The sequence below is a fragment of the Burkholderia sp. Bp9015 genome (genome assembly GCF_003853505.1).
In the GTDB taxonomy this organism is placed as follows: Bacteria; Pseudomonadota; Gammaproteobacteria; order Burkholderiales; family Burkholderiaceae; genus Burkholderia.
Map to the genome: position 1 here is coordinate 82,095 of NZ_QTPZ01000013.1, position 15,418 is coordinate 97,512.

Below are 15,418 nucleotides of genomic sequence, written 5' to 3' on the forward strand. Positions count from 1 at the left end.
CGTTTGCAGTTGCAGTTGCCTGACCGACGTTGATTCACCGACGCGCCGCGTAACATGCGGCGCGCATCACAACTACGCCAATCCACGGATGGAGATGAGAGACATGCAGGATCAGTACATCCTCGCGCTTGACCAGGGCACGACGAGCTCCCGCGCAATGCTGTTCGATCGCCAGGGCAACATCGTATCGATCGCCCAGAAGGAATTCGAACAGATCTACCCGCAACCCGGCTGGGTCGAGCACGACCCGCAGGAAATCTGGTCGACGCAGGCGGGTGTCGCCGCCGAAGCCGTCACGCGCACCGGCCTGAACGGCACGTCGATCGCCGCGATCGGCATCACCAATCAGCGCGAGACGACGATCGTCTGGGATCGCGAGACGGGCCAGCCCGTCTACAACGCGATCGTGTGGCAGGACCGCCGCACCGCCGACTTCTGCGATTCGCTGAAAGCACAGGGCCTCGAGGCGAAGGTGCGCGCGAAGACCGGTCTGCCGATCGACTCGTACTTCTCCGCGACCAAGATCCGCTGGATCCTCGACAACGTGCCGGGCGCGCGCGACAAGGCGCGCCAGGGCAAGCTCGCGTTCGGCACCGTCGACAGCTGGCTCGTGTGGAACTTCACGAAGCACGAGCTGCACGTGACCGACGTGACGAACGCGTCGCGCACGATGCTGTTCAACATCCACACGCGCGAGTGGGACAGCGAGCTGCTCGAGCTGCTCGACATCCCGCGCAGCATGCTGCCGGAAGTGAAGGCGTCGTCGGAAATCTACGGCCATACGAAAACCACGGTGTTCGCGTCGAAGATCCCGCTCGCGGGGATCGCCGGCGACCAGCACGCGGCGCTGTTCGGCCAGATGTGCACGACGTCGGGCATGGTGAAGAACACCTACGGCACCGGCTGCTTCCTGATGATGAACACCGGCGACAAGCCGATCGAGTCGAAGAACAACCTCGTCACGACGATCGCGTGGCAGATCGGCGACGACGTGCAGTACGCGCTCGAAGGCAGCATCTTCATCGCGGGCGCGGTCGTGCAGTGGCTGCGCGACGGTGTCGGCATCATCAAGACGGCCGCCGAAATCGAAGCGCTCGCCGCGAGCGTGCCGCATACCGACGGCGTCTATCTCGTGCCGGCGTTCGCGGGCCTCGGCGCGCCGCACTGGAACGCACGGGCGCGCGGTTCGGTGTTCGGCGTCACGCGCGGCACGACGTCCGCGCACCTCGCGCGCGCGGCGCTCGACGCGATCGCGTACCAGTCGCTCGACGTGCTGGCCGCGATGGAAGCCGACTCGGGCATCAGCATCGGCGAGCTGCGCGTCGACGGCGGCGCGAGCGCGAACGACCTGCTGATGCAGTTCCAGGCCGACCTGCTCGGCGTCGACGCGGTGCGCCCGCAGATCACCGAGACGACCGCGCTCGGCGCAGCCTACCTCGCGGGCCTCGCGATCGGCTACTGGAAGAACCTCGACGAAGTGCGCAGCCAGTGGCAGCTCGATCGCCGCTTCTCGCCGTCGATGCCGAAGGAGCAGGTCGAGCGCTGCATGGCTGGCTGGCAACGCGCGGTGCGCGCCGCGAAGGCGTGGGCCGACGACGTGCAGTAAGCACCGCGGCAGAAATCACAAGAACTCCGAACGAAATACAACAACACCGGCGGACCGCGCAACGCGCGAGTCCGCCGCGACCTACGAGAGACAAACATGTCACCTTATATTGCAGAATTCATCGGCACCGCCATTCTCGTGCTGCTCGGCAACGGCGCGGTCGCCAACGTGCTGCTGGCGAAGACCAAGGGCAAGGGCGCGGACCTGATCGTGATCGTGATGGGCTGGGCGATGGCCGTGTTCGTCGCCGTCTACGTGACCGCATCGTTCAGCGGCGCGCACCTGAACCCGATCGTCACGATCAGCCTCGCGCTCGCGGGCAAGTTCGCGTGGTCGAAGGTCGGCGGCTACATCCTCGCGCAGATGCTCGGCGGGATGGCGGGCGCCTTGCTCGTGTGGCTCGCGTATCGCCAGCACTTCGCGAAGGAAGTCGATGCGGACCTGAAGCTCGCGGTGTTCTGCACGGCGCCCGCGATCCGCAGCACCACGCACAATGTGCTGACCGAAGCGATCTGCACGTTCGTGCTGATCCTCGGCGTGCTGTATCTCGCGTCGCCGCAGGTCGGCCTCGGCGCGCTCGACGCGCTGCCGGTCGGCCTGCTCGTGCTCGGCATCGGCATCTCGCTCGGCGGGCCGACCGGTTATGCGATGAGCCCGGCGCGCGACCTGTCGCCGCGCCTGATGCATGCGCTGCTGCCGATCCCCGGCAAGCGCGACAGCGACTGGCGCTATGCGTGGGTGCCGGTGATCGGCCCGCTGCTCGGCGGCGCCGCGGCGGCCGGCCTGTATCTGCGCCTGCACGCGATGGCCTGAGCACGCCGTCATTCGACCTCGAGCCTGCGCGCGGCACGGCCTGCCGCGCGCTTCCGGCCACTCACTTCGTCGCGCGATCGTCGCTTCGCCGGCACCGCGAATCGCCCGTGGCCGATACCGGACGACTTCGACGCCGGGACCACGCTTCGCGACACGCAAGGGCTCGCGGGTCGGAACGGTGATCGACGACGAGTCCGCCGCGCTCGCGCCGCCCGCGCCGCGACGACGCCTCCGTCAACGAGGTGCGTCATCGTGACCGGGCACTCGCGCCGCACGGCGCAGCCGCGAAAGCACGTATCATGGCGGCATGATCGGCGTCGCCGACACCCCGCTTCTTCACCATCATGCTCGATCACCTTATCTGCGACTGCGACGGCGTGCTCGTCGACAGCGAAGTCATTGCCGACCGCGTGCTGCTCGAAACGCTGTCCGCCACCTTCCCGCACCTCGATTTCGAAGCCGCCGCGAAGTCCGCGTTCGGCCAGCAGACGTCGCGCTTTCTCGCGGGGCTCGAAGCGCATTTCGGCATCCGGATGCCGGACAACTTCATCGAGACCGTCGAGCGCAACATCGAAACCGGTCTCGCGCAATCGCTCGCGCCGATCACCGGCGTGCGCGACGCGTTGCTGAAGGTCGGCCTGCCGGCCGCGGTGGTGTCGAACAGCCGGCTCGTGCGCGTGCGCAGTTCGCTGAAGCGCGCGTCGCTCACCGAAATCTTCGGCGAGCGCGTGTTCAGCTCCGAGCAGGTCGCGCGGCCGAAGCCCTACCCCGACGTGTACCTGCATGCGGCGCGCACGCTTGGCGTCGCGCCGGCGCGCTGCATCGTCGTCGAGGACAGCGTGTCGGGCCTGAACGCCGCGCGCGCGGCGGGCATGAAGACGATCGCGTTCGTCGGCGCGAGCCACATCCCCGACAACTACGCGGACGCGCTGCGCGCGATGGGCATCACGCGGATCATGCGCAGGATGGATGAACTGCCGGCGCTCGTCGCGGCCGGCCTGCGCGGCGAATTCGGCGACGTGCAGTCCTGACCGACCGCCGCGCCGGAGCGACATCACCGGCGTGCGGCTCGCTGCGCACGCCGTACCCGCGGGCGCCACGGTGCGCCCGCCATGCCGGCCCTCAGGCCGGCTCGCAGCAGCGCTCGCGCGCGGCCGCCAGCGCTTCGCGGAATTCGACGAGCTCCGCGATCGTCAGCATCGGCAGCCCGTGCTGCTGCGCGAAACGCTCGACGTCGTCGCCGCGCGTCATCGTGCCGTCGGGATTCATCAGCTCGCACAGCACGCCCGCCGGCTTCAGCCCCGCGAGGATCGACAGGTCGACCGTCCCTTCGGTGTGGCCGCGGCGCGCCAGCACGCCGCCCGGTTGCGCGCGCAACGGAAACACGTGGCCGGGGCGCACGATGTCGTACGGCTTCGCATCGTCGGCGATCGCCGCGCGGATCGTCGTCACGCGGTCGGCCGCGGACACGCCGGTATGCACGCCTTCGCGCGCCTCGATCGACACGGTGAACGCGGTGCCGTTGCGGCTCTCGTTGGTCTGCACCATCGGCGGCAGCTCGAGCGCGCGGACCTTGTCGTCGGTCAGGCACAGGCACACGATGCCGCTGCACTCTCGGATCAGGAGCGCCATCGTCTCGGGCGTGATGCGTTCGGCGGCGACGATCAGGTCGGCCTCGTTTTCCCGGTCGTGATCGTCCTGCAACACGACCGCGCGGCCCGCGCGCAACGCGTCGAGTGCGGCGGCGATGCGCGGCGGCACCGGTTCGGAATCCAGCAACGGGAGATCGGCAAAGGCGTCGGCAGGTGCCGACGAAACGGACTTGAAGGACATGTGAAACGCTCCTCGCGATTACGATTTGGGCGAAAAACGTTTCAGGGCATTGCAAACAGACAGAACGACAACCCGCTTCGCACAGACGGCAAAGCGGCCCTGACGGACATGACTATCTGCACATCTTCTCTCATCCGGACTATGACCGTCGGCTCTGGCATTCGACCAGATCTGCTGACCCCGCGCAAATGCGCGGGCGCTCGCGGGCTCGCCGGCTTTCGCCAGCCTACCGCCGGTGGGGAATTTCGCCCCGCCCTGAAGACGCACTGATTACCGGCCACGGGGATCTCCCCGTGGAACGGCCGGCCAAGCATACATCAGCTGCGCGCACCGCGCAGCGAACCACACCTAAAACCTTACTGACGACGCCGTCTAACGGCATCGTCCGAACGGCCGACACCGGGCCTGCGCGCGTCCCGATGGAACCGGCGCCGGCCCGGCGACCCGCCCGCGCGCTCAGCCGGCCGCGTGCGCGGCGTCGGGCACGAGCCAGCGCGGCGGCACCTCGGGGCTCACCGTCACGCGGAACGCGCGCGCCTCGCTGTCGCCGGGATTGCGCAGGCTGTACGGCTGGTCGGCGTCGAACACGATTGCGTCGCCGGTCGCGAGCAACTGGCGGCGATCGTGCACGCTGACTTCGAGCGTGCCCTCGCTGACGACCAGGTTGACCGTCGTGCCGGGCGCGCGGCGCGTGCCGGGCTCCGTGTGCAGCGGCGCGATCCGCAGCTCGTGGAACTCTGCCGCGGCCGGTTCACCTTCAGGATACAGCGCACGCGCCGAGAAGCGGCCGTTCGAGCTGACGACGCGCGCCGCGCGCTCGGCCGCCAGGTGCTCGAAGCCGTTCACCGCGTGACGGCGCAGGAATGCGGCGACCGATACCTTGAGCGCCGCGGCGATCTTGCAGAGCACCTTGATCGACGGCACGCTGCGCGCGGATTCGATCTGCGCGAGCATCGCGCGCGACACGCCGGACAGCCGCGCGAGCGCATCGAGCGACAGCTGCCGCTCGGCGCGCAGGCGCGCGAGGTTCACGCCGACGACCTGCTCGAGGACGTCGAGCGACGCGGACGTCCGCGCGTCGACGGCATTGCCGGATTCGAAGGAAGACACGTCGCGCACCAGCGCAAGGGGTGAAGACATAGCATGGCCTCCGGGCCGCCGCGCGGCCCTGCGAATGGGGTAAGCCTGAATCGGAATCGGGTTGCGCCACGAACGGCGCGTATCGAGACGCTATCACCCGGCCCCGACCCGGCAAACGAAGTTATCTTCACACCGTTATCAGCATCGCGGAGGAATGCGTTTCTCGCGAACCTTTTCCTGTCGCCATAGCGCCGGTGCACCGCCGCCCGATGCACCATCAATGCGCGGCCGGTGCGGCGCCGCGCGCCGGCGCGCGCGCATCGAGCCGCATCGCGAGCCACGTGACGACGAGCGCCGCGAACGTCACCGCGACGGCGACCCACGGCAGCGCGTCGAGCGCGAAGCCGTGCCCCAGCGCGAGGCCGCCGAGCCACGCGCCGGCGGCATTACCGACGTTGAACGCGCCGATGTTCAGCGTCGACGCGAGATGCGGCGCGCTCGCGGCCTTCTCGACGACGCGCGCCTGCAGCGGCGGCACCGTCGCGAACGCGGCGATTCCCCATACGAACACGGTCACCGCGGCCGCGACCGGCAGGTGGCTCGTCTTCGCGAACACGGCCATCACGGCCATCAGCGCGACCAGGATCGCGATCAGCGACGGCATCAGCGCGCGATCGGCGAGCTTGCCGCCGAGCGTGTTGCCAACCGTCAGCCCCGCGCCGAACAGCACGAGGATCAACGCGACCGCGCGCGGCGAATAGCCGGTGACGGTTTCGAGGATCGGCGCGATATACGTGAACACGACGAACACGCCGCCGAAGCCGAGCACGGTCATCAGCAGCGCGAGCCAGACCTGCGGCTCCTTCAGCACGCGCACTTCGTGGCCGAGGCCGACGGGCCCGCTGTCGTGGCGGTTCGGCACCAGCAGCGCGACGCCGCCGAGCGACAGCACGCCGAGCGCGGCGACGATCCAGAACGACGCGCGCCAGCCGAGCAGCTGGCCGACGAACGTGCCGAACGGCACGCCGAGCACGTTCGACAGCGTGAGGCCCGTGAACATCAGCGCGATCGCGCTCGCGCGCTTGTCGGCCGGCACGAGCGACGCGGCGACCACGGCGCCGATCCCGAAGAACGAGCCGTGCGCGAACGACGTGACGACGCGCGCGACCATCAGCATCGCGTAGCCGGACGCGGTCGCGCACAGCACGTTGCCGACGATGAAGATCGCCATCAGCAGCTGCAGCGCGGCCTTGCGCGGCATGCGGCTCGTCAGCACCGCGAGCAGCGGCGCGCCGGCCGCGACGCCGAGCGCGTAGCCGGTGACCAGCAGCCCGGCCGACGGCAGCGACACGGCGAGGTCGTGCGCGACTTCGGGCAACAGGCCCATGATGATGAATTCGGTGGTGCCGATGGCGAAGGCGCTGATCGCGAGCGCCAGGAGCGGAATGGGCATGACGTTCTCCGAAAGGGCGGCGGACGCGGCGCCCGGTCGGTGCCGCACCGCACAAAAGGCGGGATCTGCGCGCATTGTCCCGAATACGCCTATCTTTGATAATTGGCGTGGCATTTGAACCATTTTCAAAAATTTCTGGGAAATCCGATGGATCGACTGGGCGACATCCGGCTGTTCGTCGAGGCGGCCGAACTGGGCAGCCTGTCCGCGGCCGGGCGCAAGCTGAACCTCACGCCGGCCGCCGCGAGCGCGCGCCTTGCGAAGCTCGAGGCGAAGGTCGCGACGCGGCTGTTCGAGCGCTCCACGCGGCAGCTGCGGCTCACCGACGAAGGCCGGCTCTACCTGAACTGCTGCCGGCAGGCGCTGCAGGCGCTCGACGACGCGCACGCGCTGCTGCAGGAAGGCCGCAACGTGGTGGCCGGCAAGGTGCGGCTGTCGTCGACGTCCGATTTCGGCCGCAACCAGCTGCTCGACTGGCTCGACGAATTCACCACGCTGCACCCGGGCGTCACGTTCTCGCTGACGGCGTCCGATTCGGCGTCGAACCTGTGGCAGGACGAGATCGACCTCGCAATCCGCTTCGCCGCCCCGCCCGACGGCGCGCTGATCGCGCGCCGGCTCGCCGCGAACCGGCGCGTGCTGTGCGCGGCGCCGTCGTTCGTCGAGCGCCACGGCGTGCCGGCCGACCCGCACGATCTGGCCCGCTTTCCCTGCAACGTGATCACGATCGCGTCGGGCCCGATGAACACGTGGCGCTTCACGCGCGGCGACGAGGTGCAGACCCACACGGTGCCGGTATCGACCGCGTTCGAGACCAACGATGGCGGCTTGACCCGCGAATGGACGCTGCGCGGCCACGGCATCGCGCTGAAGTCGCTGTGGGACATCGCCGACGACGTGCGCGCCGGCCGGCTGCGCGTGCTGCTGCCCGACTGGCGGCACCAGGACGCGCCGCTGCACGCGATCTATCACAGCAAGCGCTACATGGCGCCGCGCGTGCGCGTGCTGCTCGACTTCCTCGCCGAACGCTTCGCGCGCGAGGAAGCGGCGCTGGACGACCTGCTGAACGCGTGCCGCTGACGGCTGCCGCGCCGTCATATCAGGGTCGGAATGCAACGAAAGGCGTCGCGCGGCCGCAACCCGCCGCCCGCCCGGCACGGCGCGTAAAGCTATAATGGAAGGCTTTCCCGACGGCTTTTCACGCGTTCACGCGTTGCGCGAGAGGCTCGCCCGACGCGCGCTGCGCGCCCCGGTCCGCCACGCGGCACCGGCACGCGCCGCTGCATCGCAGCAGCCGTCCCGATTCACCCTTGACGACGCCCCCAGGTCAACCACTGCGAACGGCGAATCCCCATGACCAAGAAAGTTTACGTAAAGACCTTCGGCTGCCAGATGAACGAGTACGACTCGGACAAGATGGTGGACGTGCTCAATGCGGCCGAAGGCCTCGAAAAGACCGATACCCCGGAAGACGCGGACATCATCCTGTTCAACACGTGCTCGGTGCGTGAGAAGGCGCAGGAAAAGGTGTTCTCCGATCTCGGCCGCGTGCGCGAGCTGAAGGAAGCGAAGCCGGGCCTGCTGATCGGCGTCGGCGGCTGCGTCGCCAGCCAGGAAGGCGCGTCGATCGTGTCGCGCGCGCCGTACGTCGACCTCGTGTTCGGCCCGCAAACCCTGCACCGCCTGCCGCAGATGATCGACGCGCGCCGTGCGAGCGGCCGCGCGCAGGTCGACATCACGTTCCCCGAGATCGAGAAGTTCGACCACCTGCCGCCCGCGCGCGTCGAGGGGCCGAGCGCGTTCGTGTCGATCATGGAAGGCTGCTCGAAGTACTGCAGCTACTGCGTCGTGCCGTACACGCGCGGCGATGAAGTGTCGCGCCCGCTCGACGACGTGCTGACCGAAGTGGCCGGCCTCGCCGACCAGGGCGTGCGCGAAGTCACGCTGCTCGGCCAGAACGTGAACGCCTACCGCGGCGCGCTGGCGGCCGGCTCGTCCGAAATCGCCGATTTCGCGACGCTGATCGAATACGTCGCCGACATCCCCGGCATCGAACGGATCCGCTACACGACGTCTCATCCGAAGGAATTCACGCAGCGCCTGATCGACACCTACGCGAAGGTGCCGAAGCTCGTGAGCCACCTGCACCTGCCGGTCCAGCACGGCTCCGACCGCATCCTGATGGCGATGAAGCGCGGCTACACGGTGCTCGAATACAAGTCGGTGATCCGCAAGCTGCGCGCGATCCGCCCGGACCTGTCGCTGTCGACCGACATGATCGTCGGCTTCCCCGGCGAGACCGAAGAGGATTTCGACAAGATGATGGCGCTCGTGCACGAGATGAGCTACGACACCAGCTTCTCGTTCATCTACAGCCCGCGCCCCGGCACGCCGGCCGCGAACCTGCACGACGACACGCCGCGCGAGGTCAAGCTCAAACGCCTGCAACATCTGCAGGCGACCATCGAGGAAAACGTCGCGCGCATCAGCCAGTCGATGGTCGGGAAGGTCGAGCGGATCCTCGTCGAGGGCCCGTCGCGCAAGGACCCGAACGAACTGTCGGGCCGCACCGAGAACAACCGGGTCGTGAATTTCCCGGCGCCGCTCGCGTCGCACCCGCGCCTGATCGGCCAGATGATCGACGTGAAGATCAACCATGCGTACCCGCACTCGCTGCGCGGCGAGCTGCTGCTCGTGAGCGACGACGCGAGCGCGGCCACCCACTGACCGACTGACGTTCCACAGGAGCCCGACGCTACTTTGAAGACCGTCCAAGCACTGGAATTCACCGCGCCGCGCGACGACAACGCGCGCCTCGCCAACCTCTGCGGCCCGCTCGACGAGAACCTGCGGCAGATCGAACAGGCGCTCGACGTCACGCTCGCGCGGCGCGGCCACCGGATCACGATCCGCGGCCGCGGCGCGAAGCTCGCGCTCGCGGCGCTCGAGAACTTCTACAACCGCGCGCGCGATCCGCTGTCGGTCGACGATATCCAGCTCGCGCTGGTCGAAGTGCGCCACACGTCCGGCAACGGCCGCCAGGACACGCTCGACGTGCGCTTTCGCGGCGATCCGGACCATCCGTTCGACGAGCCCGTCGCGCAGCTCGACGCGGAAATGCCGGACGAAGAACCCGCGCCGAAGCTCTACACGCGGCGCGCCGACCTGCGCGGCCGCACGCCCGCGCAGCGCGAATACCTGAAGCAGATCCTGCAGCACGACGTGACGTTCGGCATCGGGCCGGCCGGCACCGGCAAGACCTACCTCGCGGTCGCGTGCGCGGTCGATGCGCTCGAGCGCGACCAGGTCAAGCGGATCGTGCTGACGCGCCCGGCCGTCGAGGCCGGCGAGCGGCTCGGCTTCCTGCCGGGCGATCTCGCGCAGAAGGTCGACCCGTACCTGCGGCCGCTGTACGACGCGCTGTACGACCTGCTCGGCTTCGACAAGACCGCGAAGATGTTCGAGCGCCAGATGATCGAGATCGCGCCGCTCGCCTACATGCGCGGCCGCACGCTGAACCACGCGTTCATCATCCTCGACGAGGCGCAGAACACGACGCCCGAGCAGATGAAGATGTTCCTCACGCGGATCGGTTTCGGCTCGAAGGCCGTCGTCACCGGCGACACGAGCCAGGTCGACCTGCCGCGCGGGCACAAGAGCGGCCTCGTCGAGGCGCAGCAGGTGCTCGGCGGCGTGCGCGGCATCGCGCTCACGCGCTTCACGAGCGCCGACGTCGTGCGCCATCCGCTCGTCGCGCGCATCGTCGAGGCGTACGACGACTTCCACGCGCAGCACAAGGACGCGTAGGAAGCCGGCTGCGCCAGCGCGCCGCACCGGCCGACGGCCCGGCCCGCCCGACGGCGCGCCGGGCATTTTTTCGCCCGCGCGCGGCCGGTTCGAATTCGGGAGCGATCGGCCGTTTGGTGTATCCTCAACGCGTTCCAATCGCCGCACCCGTCATGAAATCTTCCCGTTCTCGCAAGTCCGGGCGCGACCAGTCCGCCGCGCCCGATTCCCCGCGTCTTTCGCTGTTCGATGCGAAGGGCAAGGCCCGGACCGTCAACGCGCAAGGGCTTCGAATCGACTTCCCGGACGGCCGCAGCCTGATGTTCGACCTGTCGGGCAGCTCGGGCGAGGCAGCCGTCGCGATCGTCGCGCAGCACAACGATCCGGCGATGCGCGCGAAGCTCGCGCTGCAGCCCGAGCACTACGACAGCGTGACGCTGCACGTGGGTGCCGAACCCGCGCCGCGCGACGAGGAAATCGCGGAAATGGCGGACGAGCTGCGCGAGCTGGAGCTCGACCTGTCCGTGCAGTACGGTGACGAGATCACCGCCGACATCCGCAAGACGCTGCCGAAACGCAAGCTGATCGCCGAATGGCTCGAGCCGGCGCTGTTCGCGAACGCGCAGCTCACCGTGCGCTTCGTCGGCAACGAAGAAGGCCAAACGCTGAACGCCGGCTACCGCCACAAGGACTACCCGACCAACGTGCTGACCTTCGCGTACGACCCGGCGCCCGACGGCACCGTGATCGGCGACCTCGTGCTGTGCTGCCCGGTCGTCGAGAAGGAAGCGCACGAACAGGGCAAGCCGCTCATCGCCCATTACGCGCACCTGCTGGTGCACGGCGCGCTGCACGCGCAGGGCTACGATCACGAGACGAGCGACGAGGACGCCGCCGAAATGGAAGCGCTTGAAGTCGACATCCTCGCGAAGCTGGGCTTCCCGAACCCGTACCAGTAAAAGCCGTCCGCACCATGCACCACGCCGCGATGCTGCCGCCCGCCTACCCGCCGTCGATCGGCGAGGGACGGCTGCTGACGGAAGACGAACTCGCGGCGTCGCTCGCGCACACGATGCGCGACTGGGACGGCCGGCAGGATCTCTGGCTGTTCGGCTATGGCTCGCTGATCTGGAACCCCGGGCTGCCGACCATCGCCGCCGTGCGCGGCAAGGTGCACGGCTACCATCGCGGGCTCTACCTGTGGTCGCGCGTGAACCGCGGCACGCCCGAACGTCCGGGCCTCGTGCTCGCGCTCGATCGCGGCGGCTCGTGCTCGGGCATCGCGTTCCGGCTCGCGGGCCCGACTGCGCAGCCGCATCTCGAGACGTTGTGGAAACGCGAAATGCCGATGGGGTCGTACCGGCCCGCGTGGCTGCCGTGCACGCTCGAGACCGGCGAACGCGTGAACGCGCTGGCATTCGTGATGCGCCGCGACGTGCCCACCTACACCGGCAAGCTGACCGACCCCGTCGTGAAGGAAGTGTTCAGCTGCGCGGCCGGCCGCTACGGCACGACGCTCGACTACGTGAGCCGCACCGTGGACGCGCTGCGCGCGAGCGGCATCCCCGACCGCGCGCTGGAAGGGCTGCTCGCGCGATGCCGGTGATGCCCGACCGGCCGGCTTGCGCCACACCGGCCGCCGCCCCCGTGCGTTCGAAGGAGAATCCGCGCCGATGAACCCGTCACGCAGATCGCGCGTCATGCTGGCCGCGCTGCTCGTCGCCACGAGCGTCGCACTGTCCGGCTGCGGCATGTTCGGTTGCGGCGGCGCCGCGACCAACGGCGCGGCCGCCGGCGGCTGTTCCGCCGGCATGCGCTTCTGAGGGTCCGAGCGCCCGCCCGGCGCGCCCTGCACGCGACGAAATGCCGCCGACGCCGACCGGCCGGCCGGTCGCCTCCGCTTTTTTTGCCGCCGTGCCCCGCCGCCCCTTTCTGAGATAGGATGGATACACAGGACGGCGTCGCGCCCGGCGCGGCCGTTCCCGAGCGGGGCTCGCGCGCGCCGCCTGCCCCTGGCCGGACGGCCGGTGTGACACGGCCGCGCCATGCCCTTGGTGTATCCTTGCCTACTCCGTGACCGCGCGCCCCGGCATGACCCGGGCGCACCACCATGAACGATTCGTATCCCAGTCGTAAGCTCACCGACAAACCGCAAGAAAAGCGCTCGCTGCTCGAGCGCCTGACCGACTTCATCTCGCCCGAGCCGGAATCCCGGTCCGAGCTGCTGGAAATCCTCCAGGACGCCCACGAACGCAACCTGATCGACGCCGATTCGCTGTCGATGATCGAAGGCGTGTTCCAGGTGTCCGACCTGTGCGCGCGCGACATCATGGTGCCGCGCGCGCAGATGGACGCGATCAACATCGCCGACAAGCCTGAAGACTTCATCCCGTTCGTCCTCGAGAAGGCGCACTCGCGCTACCCCGTGTACGAGGAGAACCGCGACAACGTGATCGGCGTGCTGCTCGCGAAGGACCTGCTGCGCTTCTACGCCGAAGAGGAATTCGACGTGCGCGGGATGCTGCGCCCCGCCGTGTTCATTCCCGAATCGAAGCGCCTGAACGTGCTGCTGCACGACTTCCGCGTGAACCGCAACCACCTCGCGATCGTCGTCGACGAATACGGCGGCGTCGCGGGCCTGATCACGATCGAGGACGTGCTCGAACAGATCGTCGGCGACATCGAGGACGAATACGACTTCGACGAGGAAGCCGGCAACATCATCTCGGGGCCCGACGGCCGCTTCCGCGTGCGCGCGCTCACCGAGATCGAACAGTTCAACGAGGCGTTCGGCACCGACTTCCCCGACGACGAGGTCGACACGATCGGCGGGCTGATCACCCATCATTTCGGCCGCGTGCCGCACCGCGGCGAGAAGCTGCAGCTCGGCAACCTCGTGTTCGAGATCCAGCGCGGCGATGCGCGCCAGGTCCACGTGCTGCTGGTGCGCCGCAACCCCCTCGCGAGCCGCCGCGCCGAAACCTCGCACGAGGACTGACCGTCTCGCGCCGGTCGCGTCTCCTTCAACCGCTCGCCCTCTTTTGCTTCACATGGACGATCCGATCCCGTCCCGCCCGGCTGGCGGTCTTCTCGCGCCGGCGCCCGGCCGCACGCTGCCGCGCTGGCACTATCCGGCCGCGCTGCTCGCCGGCGCGGCCAATACGCTCAGCTTCGCACCGACCCCGCACGGCGGCTGGCTGCAACTCGTCGTATTCGTCTGGTTTTTCGCGCAGCTGACGCGCACGTCGAGCTGGCGCGGCGCCGCGCTCACCGGCGGCGCGTTCGGCTTCGGCAACTTCATCAGCGGCATCTGGTGGCTCTACATCAGCATGCACGTGTACGGCGAGATGGCCGCACCGCTCGCGGGCGGCGCGCTGGTGCTGTTCTCGCTCTACCTGTCGCTGTACCCGGCGTTCTCGGCGGGGCTCTGGTCGTTCTGCGCAGGCCATGCATGGCATCGCCGCGAACCCGATCCGCGGCCGTTCTCGCCGACCTGGCACGGCGCGTTTGCGTTCGCGAGCGCCTGGGCGCTCGGCGAATGGCTGCGCGGCACCGTATTCACCGGCTTCCCGTGGCTCGCGAGCGGCTATCCGCAGGTCGACGGTCCGTTCGCGGGCTTCGCGCCGGTCGTCGGCGTGTACGGCATCGCCTGGGTGCTCGCGCTGTTCGCCGCGCTGGTCGTGCAGGCGCTCGTCGCCGCGCGCCGGGCGCCCGCATCCGAAAACAGCGCCGCCGGCAACGCGCGCGTGCGCATCGCCGCGCCGGCCGGCATCGCCGTCGCGCTCGTCGCGGCCGGCATCGCGCTGTCGCAGGCCGCGTGGACCGTGCCCGCGAACGCGCCGCTCACGGTGCGGCTGCTGCAGGGCAACGTGAAGCAGGACATCAAGTTCGAGCAGGAAGGCATCGACGCGGCGATCAAGATGTACACGCAGATGATCGTCGAGAAACCGGCCGACCTGATCGTCACGCCGGAGACCTCGATCGCGGTGATGATCCAGGAGCTGCCCGAACCGTTCGCCGTCGCGATCCGCAAGTTCAGCGACACGACCGGCTCGGCCGTGCTGTTCGGCGCGGTCGGCGCATCGGTCACGCCGGACGGCCACTACGTCGACTACACGAACAGCCTGTACGGCGTGACGCCGCACTCGCGCGACATCTATCACTACGACAAGCACCATCTCGTGCCCTTCGGCGAGTTCATCCCGTGGGGCTTCCGGTGGTTCGTCGACCTGATGAAGATGCCGCTCGGCGACTTCGCGCGCGGCGCGCCGGTGCAGAAGCCGTTCCTCGTGCACAACCAGCCGGTGATGGCCGACATCTGCTACGAGGACTTGTTCGGCGAGGAAATCGCCGCGACGATCCGCGACAATCCGCAGCCGCCCGGCGTGCTCGTCAACGTGACGAACCTCGCGTGGTTCGGCGACACGATCGCACTCGACCAGCACCTGCAGATCGCGCGGATGCGCGCGCTCGAAACGGGCCGGCCGATGCTGCGCTCGACCAATACCGGGATGACCGCCGCGATCGACGCGCGCGGCCGCGTGCTCGGCCAGCTCAAGCCGTTTACGATCGGCTCGCTCGATGTGCGGATCGAAGGCACGAGCGGCTTCACGCCGTACGTGACGAGCGGCAACAACATCGTGCTCGCGGTGTCGCTGGTGCTGCTCGCGTTCGGCTTCACGTTCGGGCCGGGCCTGCGTCGCCGCAACGGCGCGAAGGCCGGCGGAGACCGGAACGCCTGACGCATCGGGCGGCCGGCGCGCGCGGCGCGGCGCGGCCGCCGCCGTCGATGCGGCATGCGGACCGCCCCGCCCGCCGACGTTCGGCGCACGAGGCCGAGTCCGCAC

The 15,418-nt window shown here is 68.9% G+C and carries 14 protein-coding genes and 1 riboswitch; of the genes, 11 read left to right on the forward strand and 3 right to left on the reverse strand.

All coding sequences use genetic code 11. The features are described 5' to 3' along the window. Nucleotides 1-103 precede the first annotated feature (103 nt). The 3 genes from glpK (at nt 104) to DIE12_RS16105 (ending at nt 3,450) form a co-directional block, all read left to right on the forward strand. Nucleotides 104-1,606: a glycerol kinase GlpK gene (gene glpK / locus DIE12_RS16095; protein ID WP_124486895.1), complete on the forward strand. Its 1,503-nt coding sequence runs from the start codon at nt 104-106 to the stop codon at nt 1,604-1,606. A gap of 96 nt (nt 1,607-1,702) precedes the next feature. Beyond that, nucleotides 1,703-2,419 carry an MIP/aquaporin family protein gene (locus tag DIE12_RS16100; protein WP_044846788.1) on the forward strand — a complete coding sequence of 239 codons (717 nt, stop codon included), beginning with the start codon at nt 1,703-1,705 and terminating at the stop codon, nt 2,417-2,419. A 344-nt stretch (nt 2,420-2,763) separates the two neighbouring features. Further along, a complete protein-coding gene (locus DIE12_RS16105; protein ID WP_124488633.1) occupies nt 2,764-3,450 on the forward strand; it encodes an HAD family phosphatase in 687 nt (228 codons plus the stop codon). Nucleotides 3,451-3,541: 91 nt separating this feature from the next. Here the strand turns inward: DIE12_RS16105 and ribB are convergent, their stop codons facing one another. The 3 genes from ribB to DIE12_RS16120 all read right to left on the reverse strand — a co-directional run bounded on the left by ribB (nt 3,542) and on the right by DIE12_RS16120 (nt 6,785). Continuing rightward, complete coding sequence (gene ribB, locus DIE12_RS16110; RefSeq protein ID WP_124488632.1) at nt 3,542-4,252, reverse strand: 3,4-dihydroxy-2-butanone-4-phosphate synthase; 711 nt, start codon at nt 4,250-4,252, stop codon at nt 3,542-3,544. Nucleotides 4,253-4,370: 118 nt separating this feature from the next. After that, a riboswitch (FMN riboswitch) is annotated at nt 4,371-4,519 on the reverse strand. A gap of 189 nt (nt 4,520-4,708) precedes the next feature. Further along, the gene (locus DIE12_RS16115) at nt 4,709-5,392 is read right to left on the reverse strand and encodes a helix-turn-helix domain-containing protein (RefSeq protein ID WP_044846799.1); all 684 of its coding nucleotides are present in this window, start codon (nt 5,390-5,392) and stop codon (nt 4,709-4,711) included. Nucleotides 5,393-5,609: 217 nt separating this feature from the next. Beyond that, the gene (locus DIE12_RS16120) at nt 5,610-6,785 is read right to left on the reverse strand and encodes an MFS transporter (RefSeq protein ID WP_124488631.1); all 1,176 of its coding nucleotides are present in this window, start codon (nt 6,783-6,785) and stop codon (nt 5,610-5,612) included. Nucleotides 6,786-6,932: 147 nt separating this feature from the next. Between DIE12_RS16120 and DIE12_RS16125 the strand changes: the two genes are divergently transcribed. The 8 genes from DIE12_RS16125 to lnt all read left to right on the forward strand — a co-directional run bounded on the left by DIE12_RS16125 (nt 6,933) and on the right by lnt (nt 15,313). Then, entirely contained in the window at nt 6,933-7,865 is a 933-nt protein-coding gene (locus tag DIE12_RS16125; RefSeq protein ID WP_044846801.1) for a LysR family transcriptional regulator, read from the forward strand. Nucleotides 7,866-8,138: 273 nt separating this feature from the next. Further along, entirely contained in the window at nt 8,139-9,512 is a 1,374-nt protein-coding gene (miaB, locus tag DIE12_RS16130) for a tRNA (N6-isopentenyl adenosine(37)-C2)-methylthiotransferase MiaB (RefSeq protein ID WP_124521061.1), read from the forward strand. A 33-nt stretch (nt 9,513-9,545) separates the two neighbouring features. Next, complete coding sequence (locus DIE12_RS16135; RefSeq protein ID WP_124488629.1) at nt 9,546-10,592, forward strand: PhoH family protein; 1,047 nt, start codon at nt 9,546-9,548, stop codon at nt 10,590-10,592. A gap of 152 nt (nt 10,593-10,744) precedes the next feature. After that, nucleotides 10,745-11,530, forward strand: coding sequence for an rRNA maturation RNase YbeY (ybeY, locus tag DIE12_RS16140; protein ID WP_124521059.1), 786 nt, complete (start codon nt 10,745-10,747; stop codon nt 11,528-11,530). 14 nt (nt 11,531-11,544) lie between these two features. After that, nucleotides 11,545-12,177 carry a gamma-glutamylcyclotransferase gene (locus DIE12_RS16145; protein ID WP_124488627.1) on the forward strand — a complete coding sequence of 211 codons (633 nt, stop codon included), beginning with the start codon at nt 11,545-11,547 and terminating at the stop codon, nt 12,175-12,177. A gap of 67 nt (nt 12,178-12,244) precedes the next feature. Then, nucleotides 12,245-12,394, forward strand: coding sequence for a hypothetical protein (locus tag DIE12_RS38085; protein ID WP_185500336.1), 150 nt, complete (start codon nt 12,245-12,247; stop codon nt 12,392-12,394). A gap of 287 nt (nt 12,395-12,681) precedes the next feature. Next, nucleotides 12,682-13,569 carry an HlyC/CorC family transporter gene (locus tag DIE12_RS16150; protein ID WP_044846806.1) on the forward strand — a complete coding sequence of 296 codons (888 nt, stop codon included), beginning with the start codon at nt 12,682-12,684 and terminating at the stop codon, nt 13,567-13,569. 52 nt (nt 13,570-13,621) lie between these two features. Then, nucleotides 13,622-15,313 (forward strand): apolipoprotein N-acyltransferase, encoded by a 1,692-nt coding sequence (lnt, locus tag DIE12_RS16155; protein ID WP_124551299.1) that lies wholly within the window; start codon nt 13,622-13,624, stop codon nt 15,311-15,313. Nucleotides 15,314-15,418 lie beyond the last annotated feature (105 nt).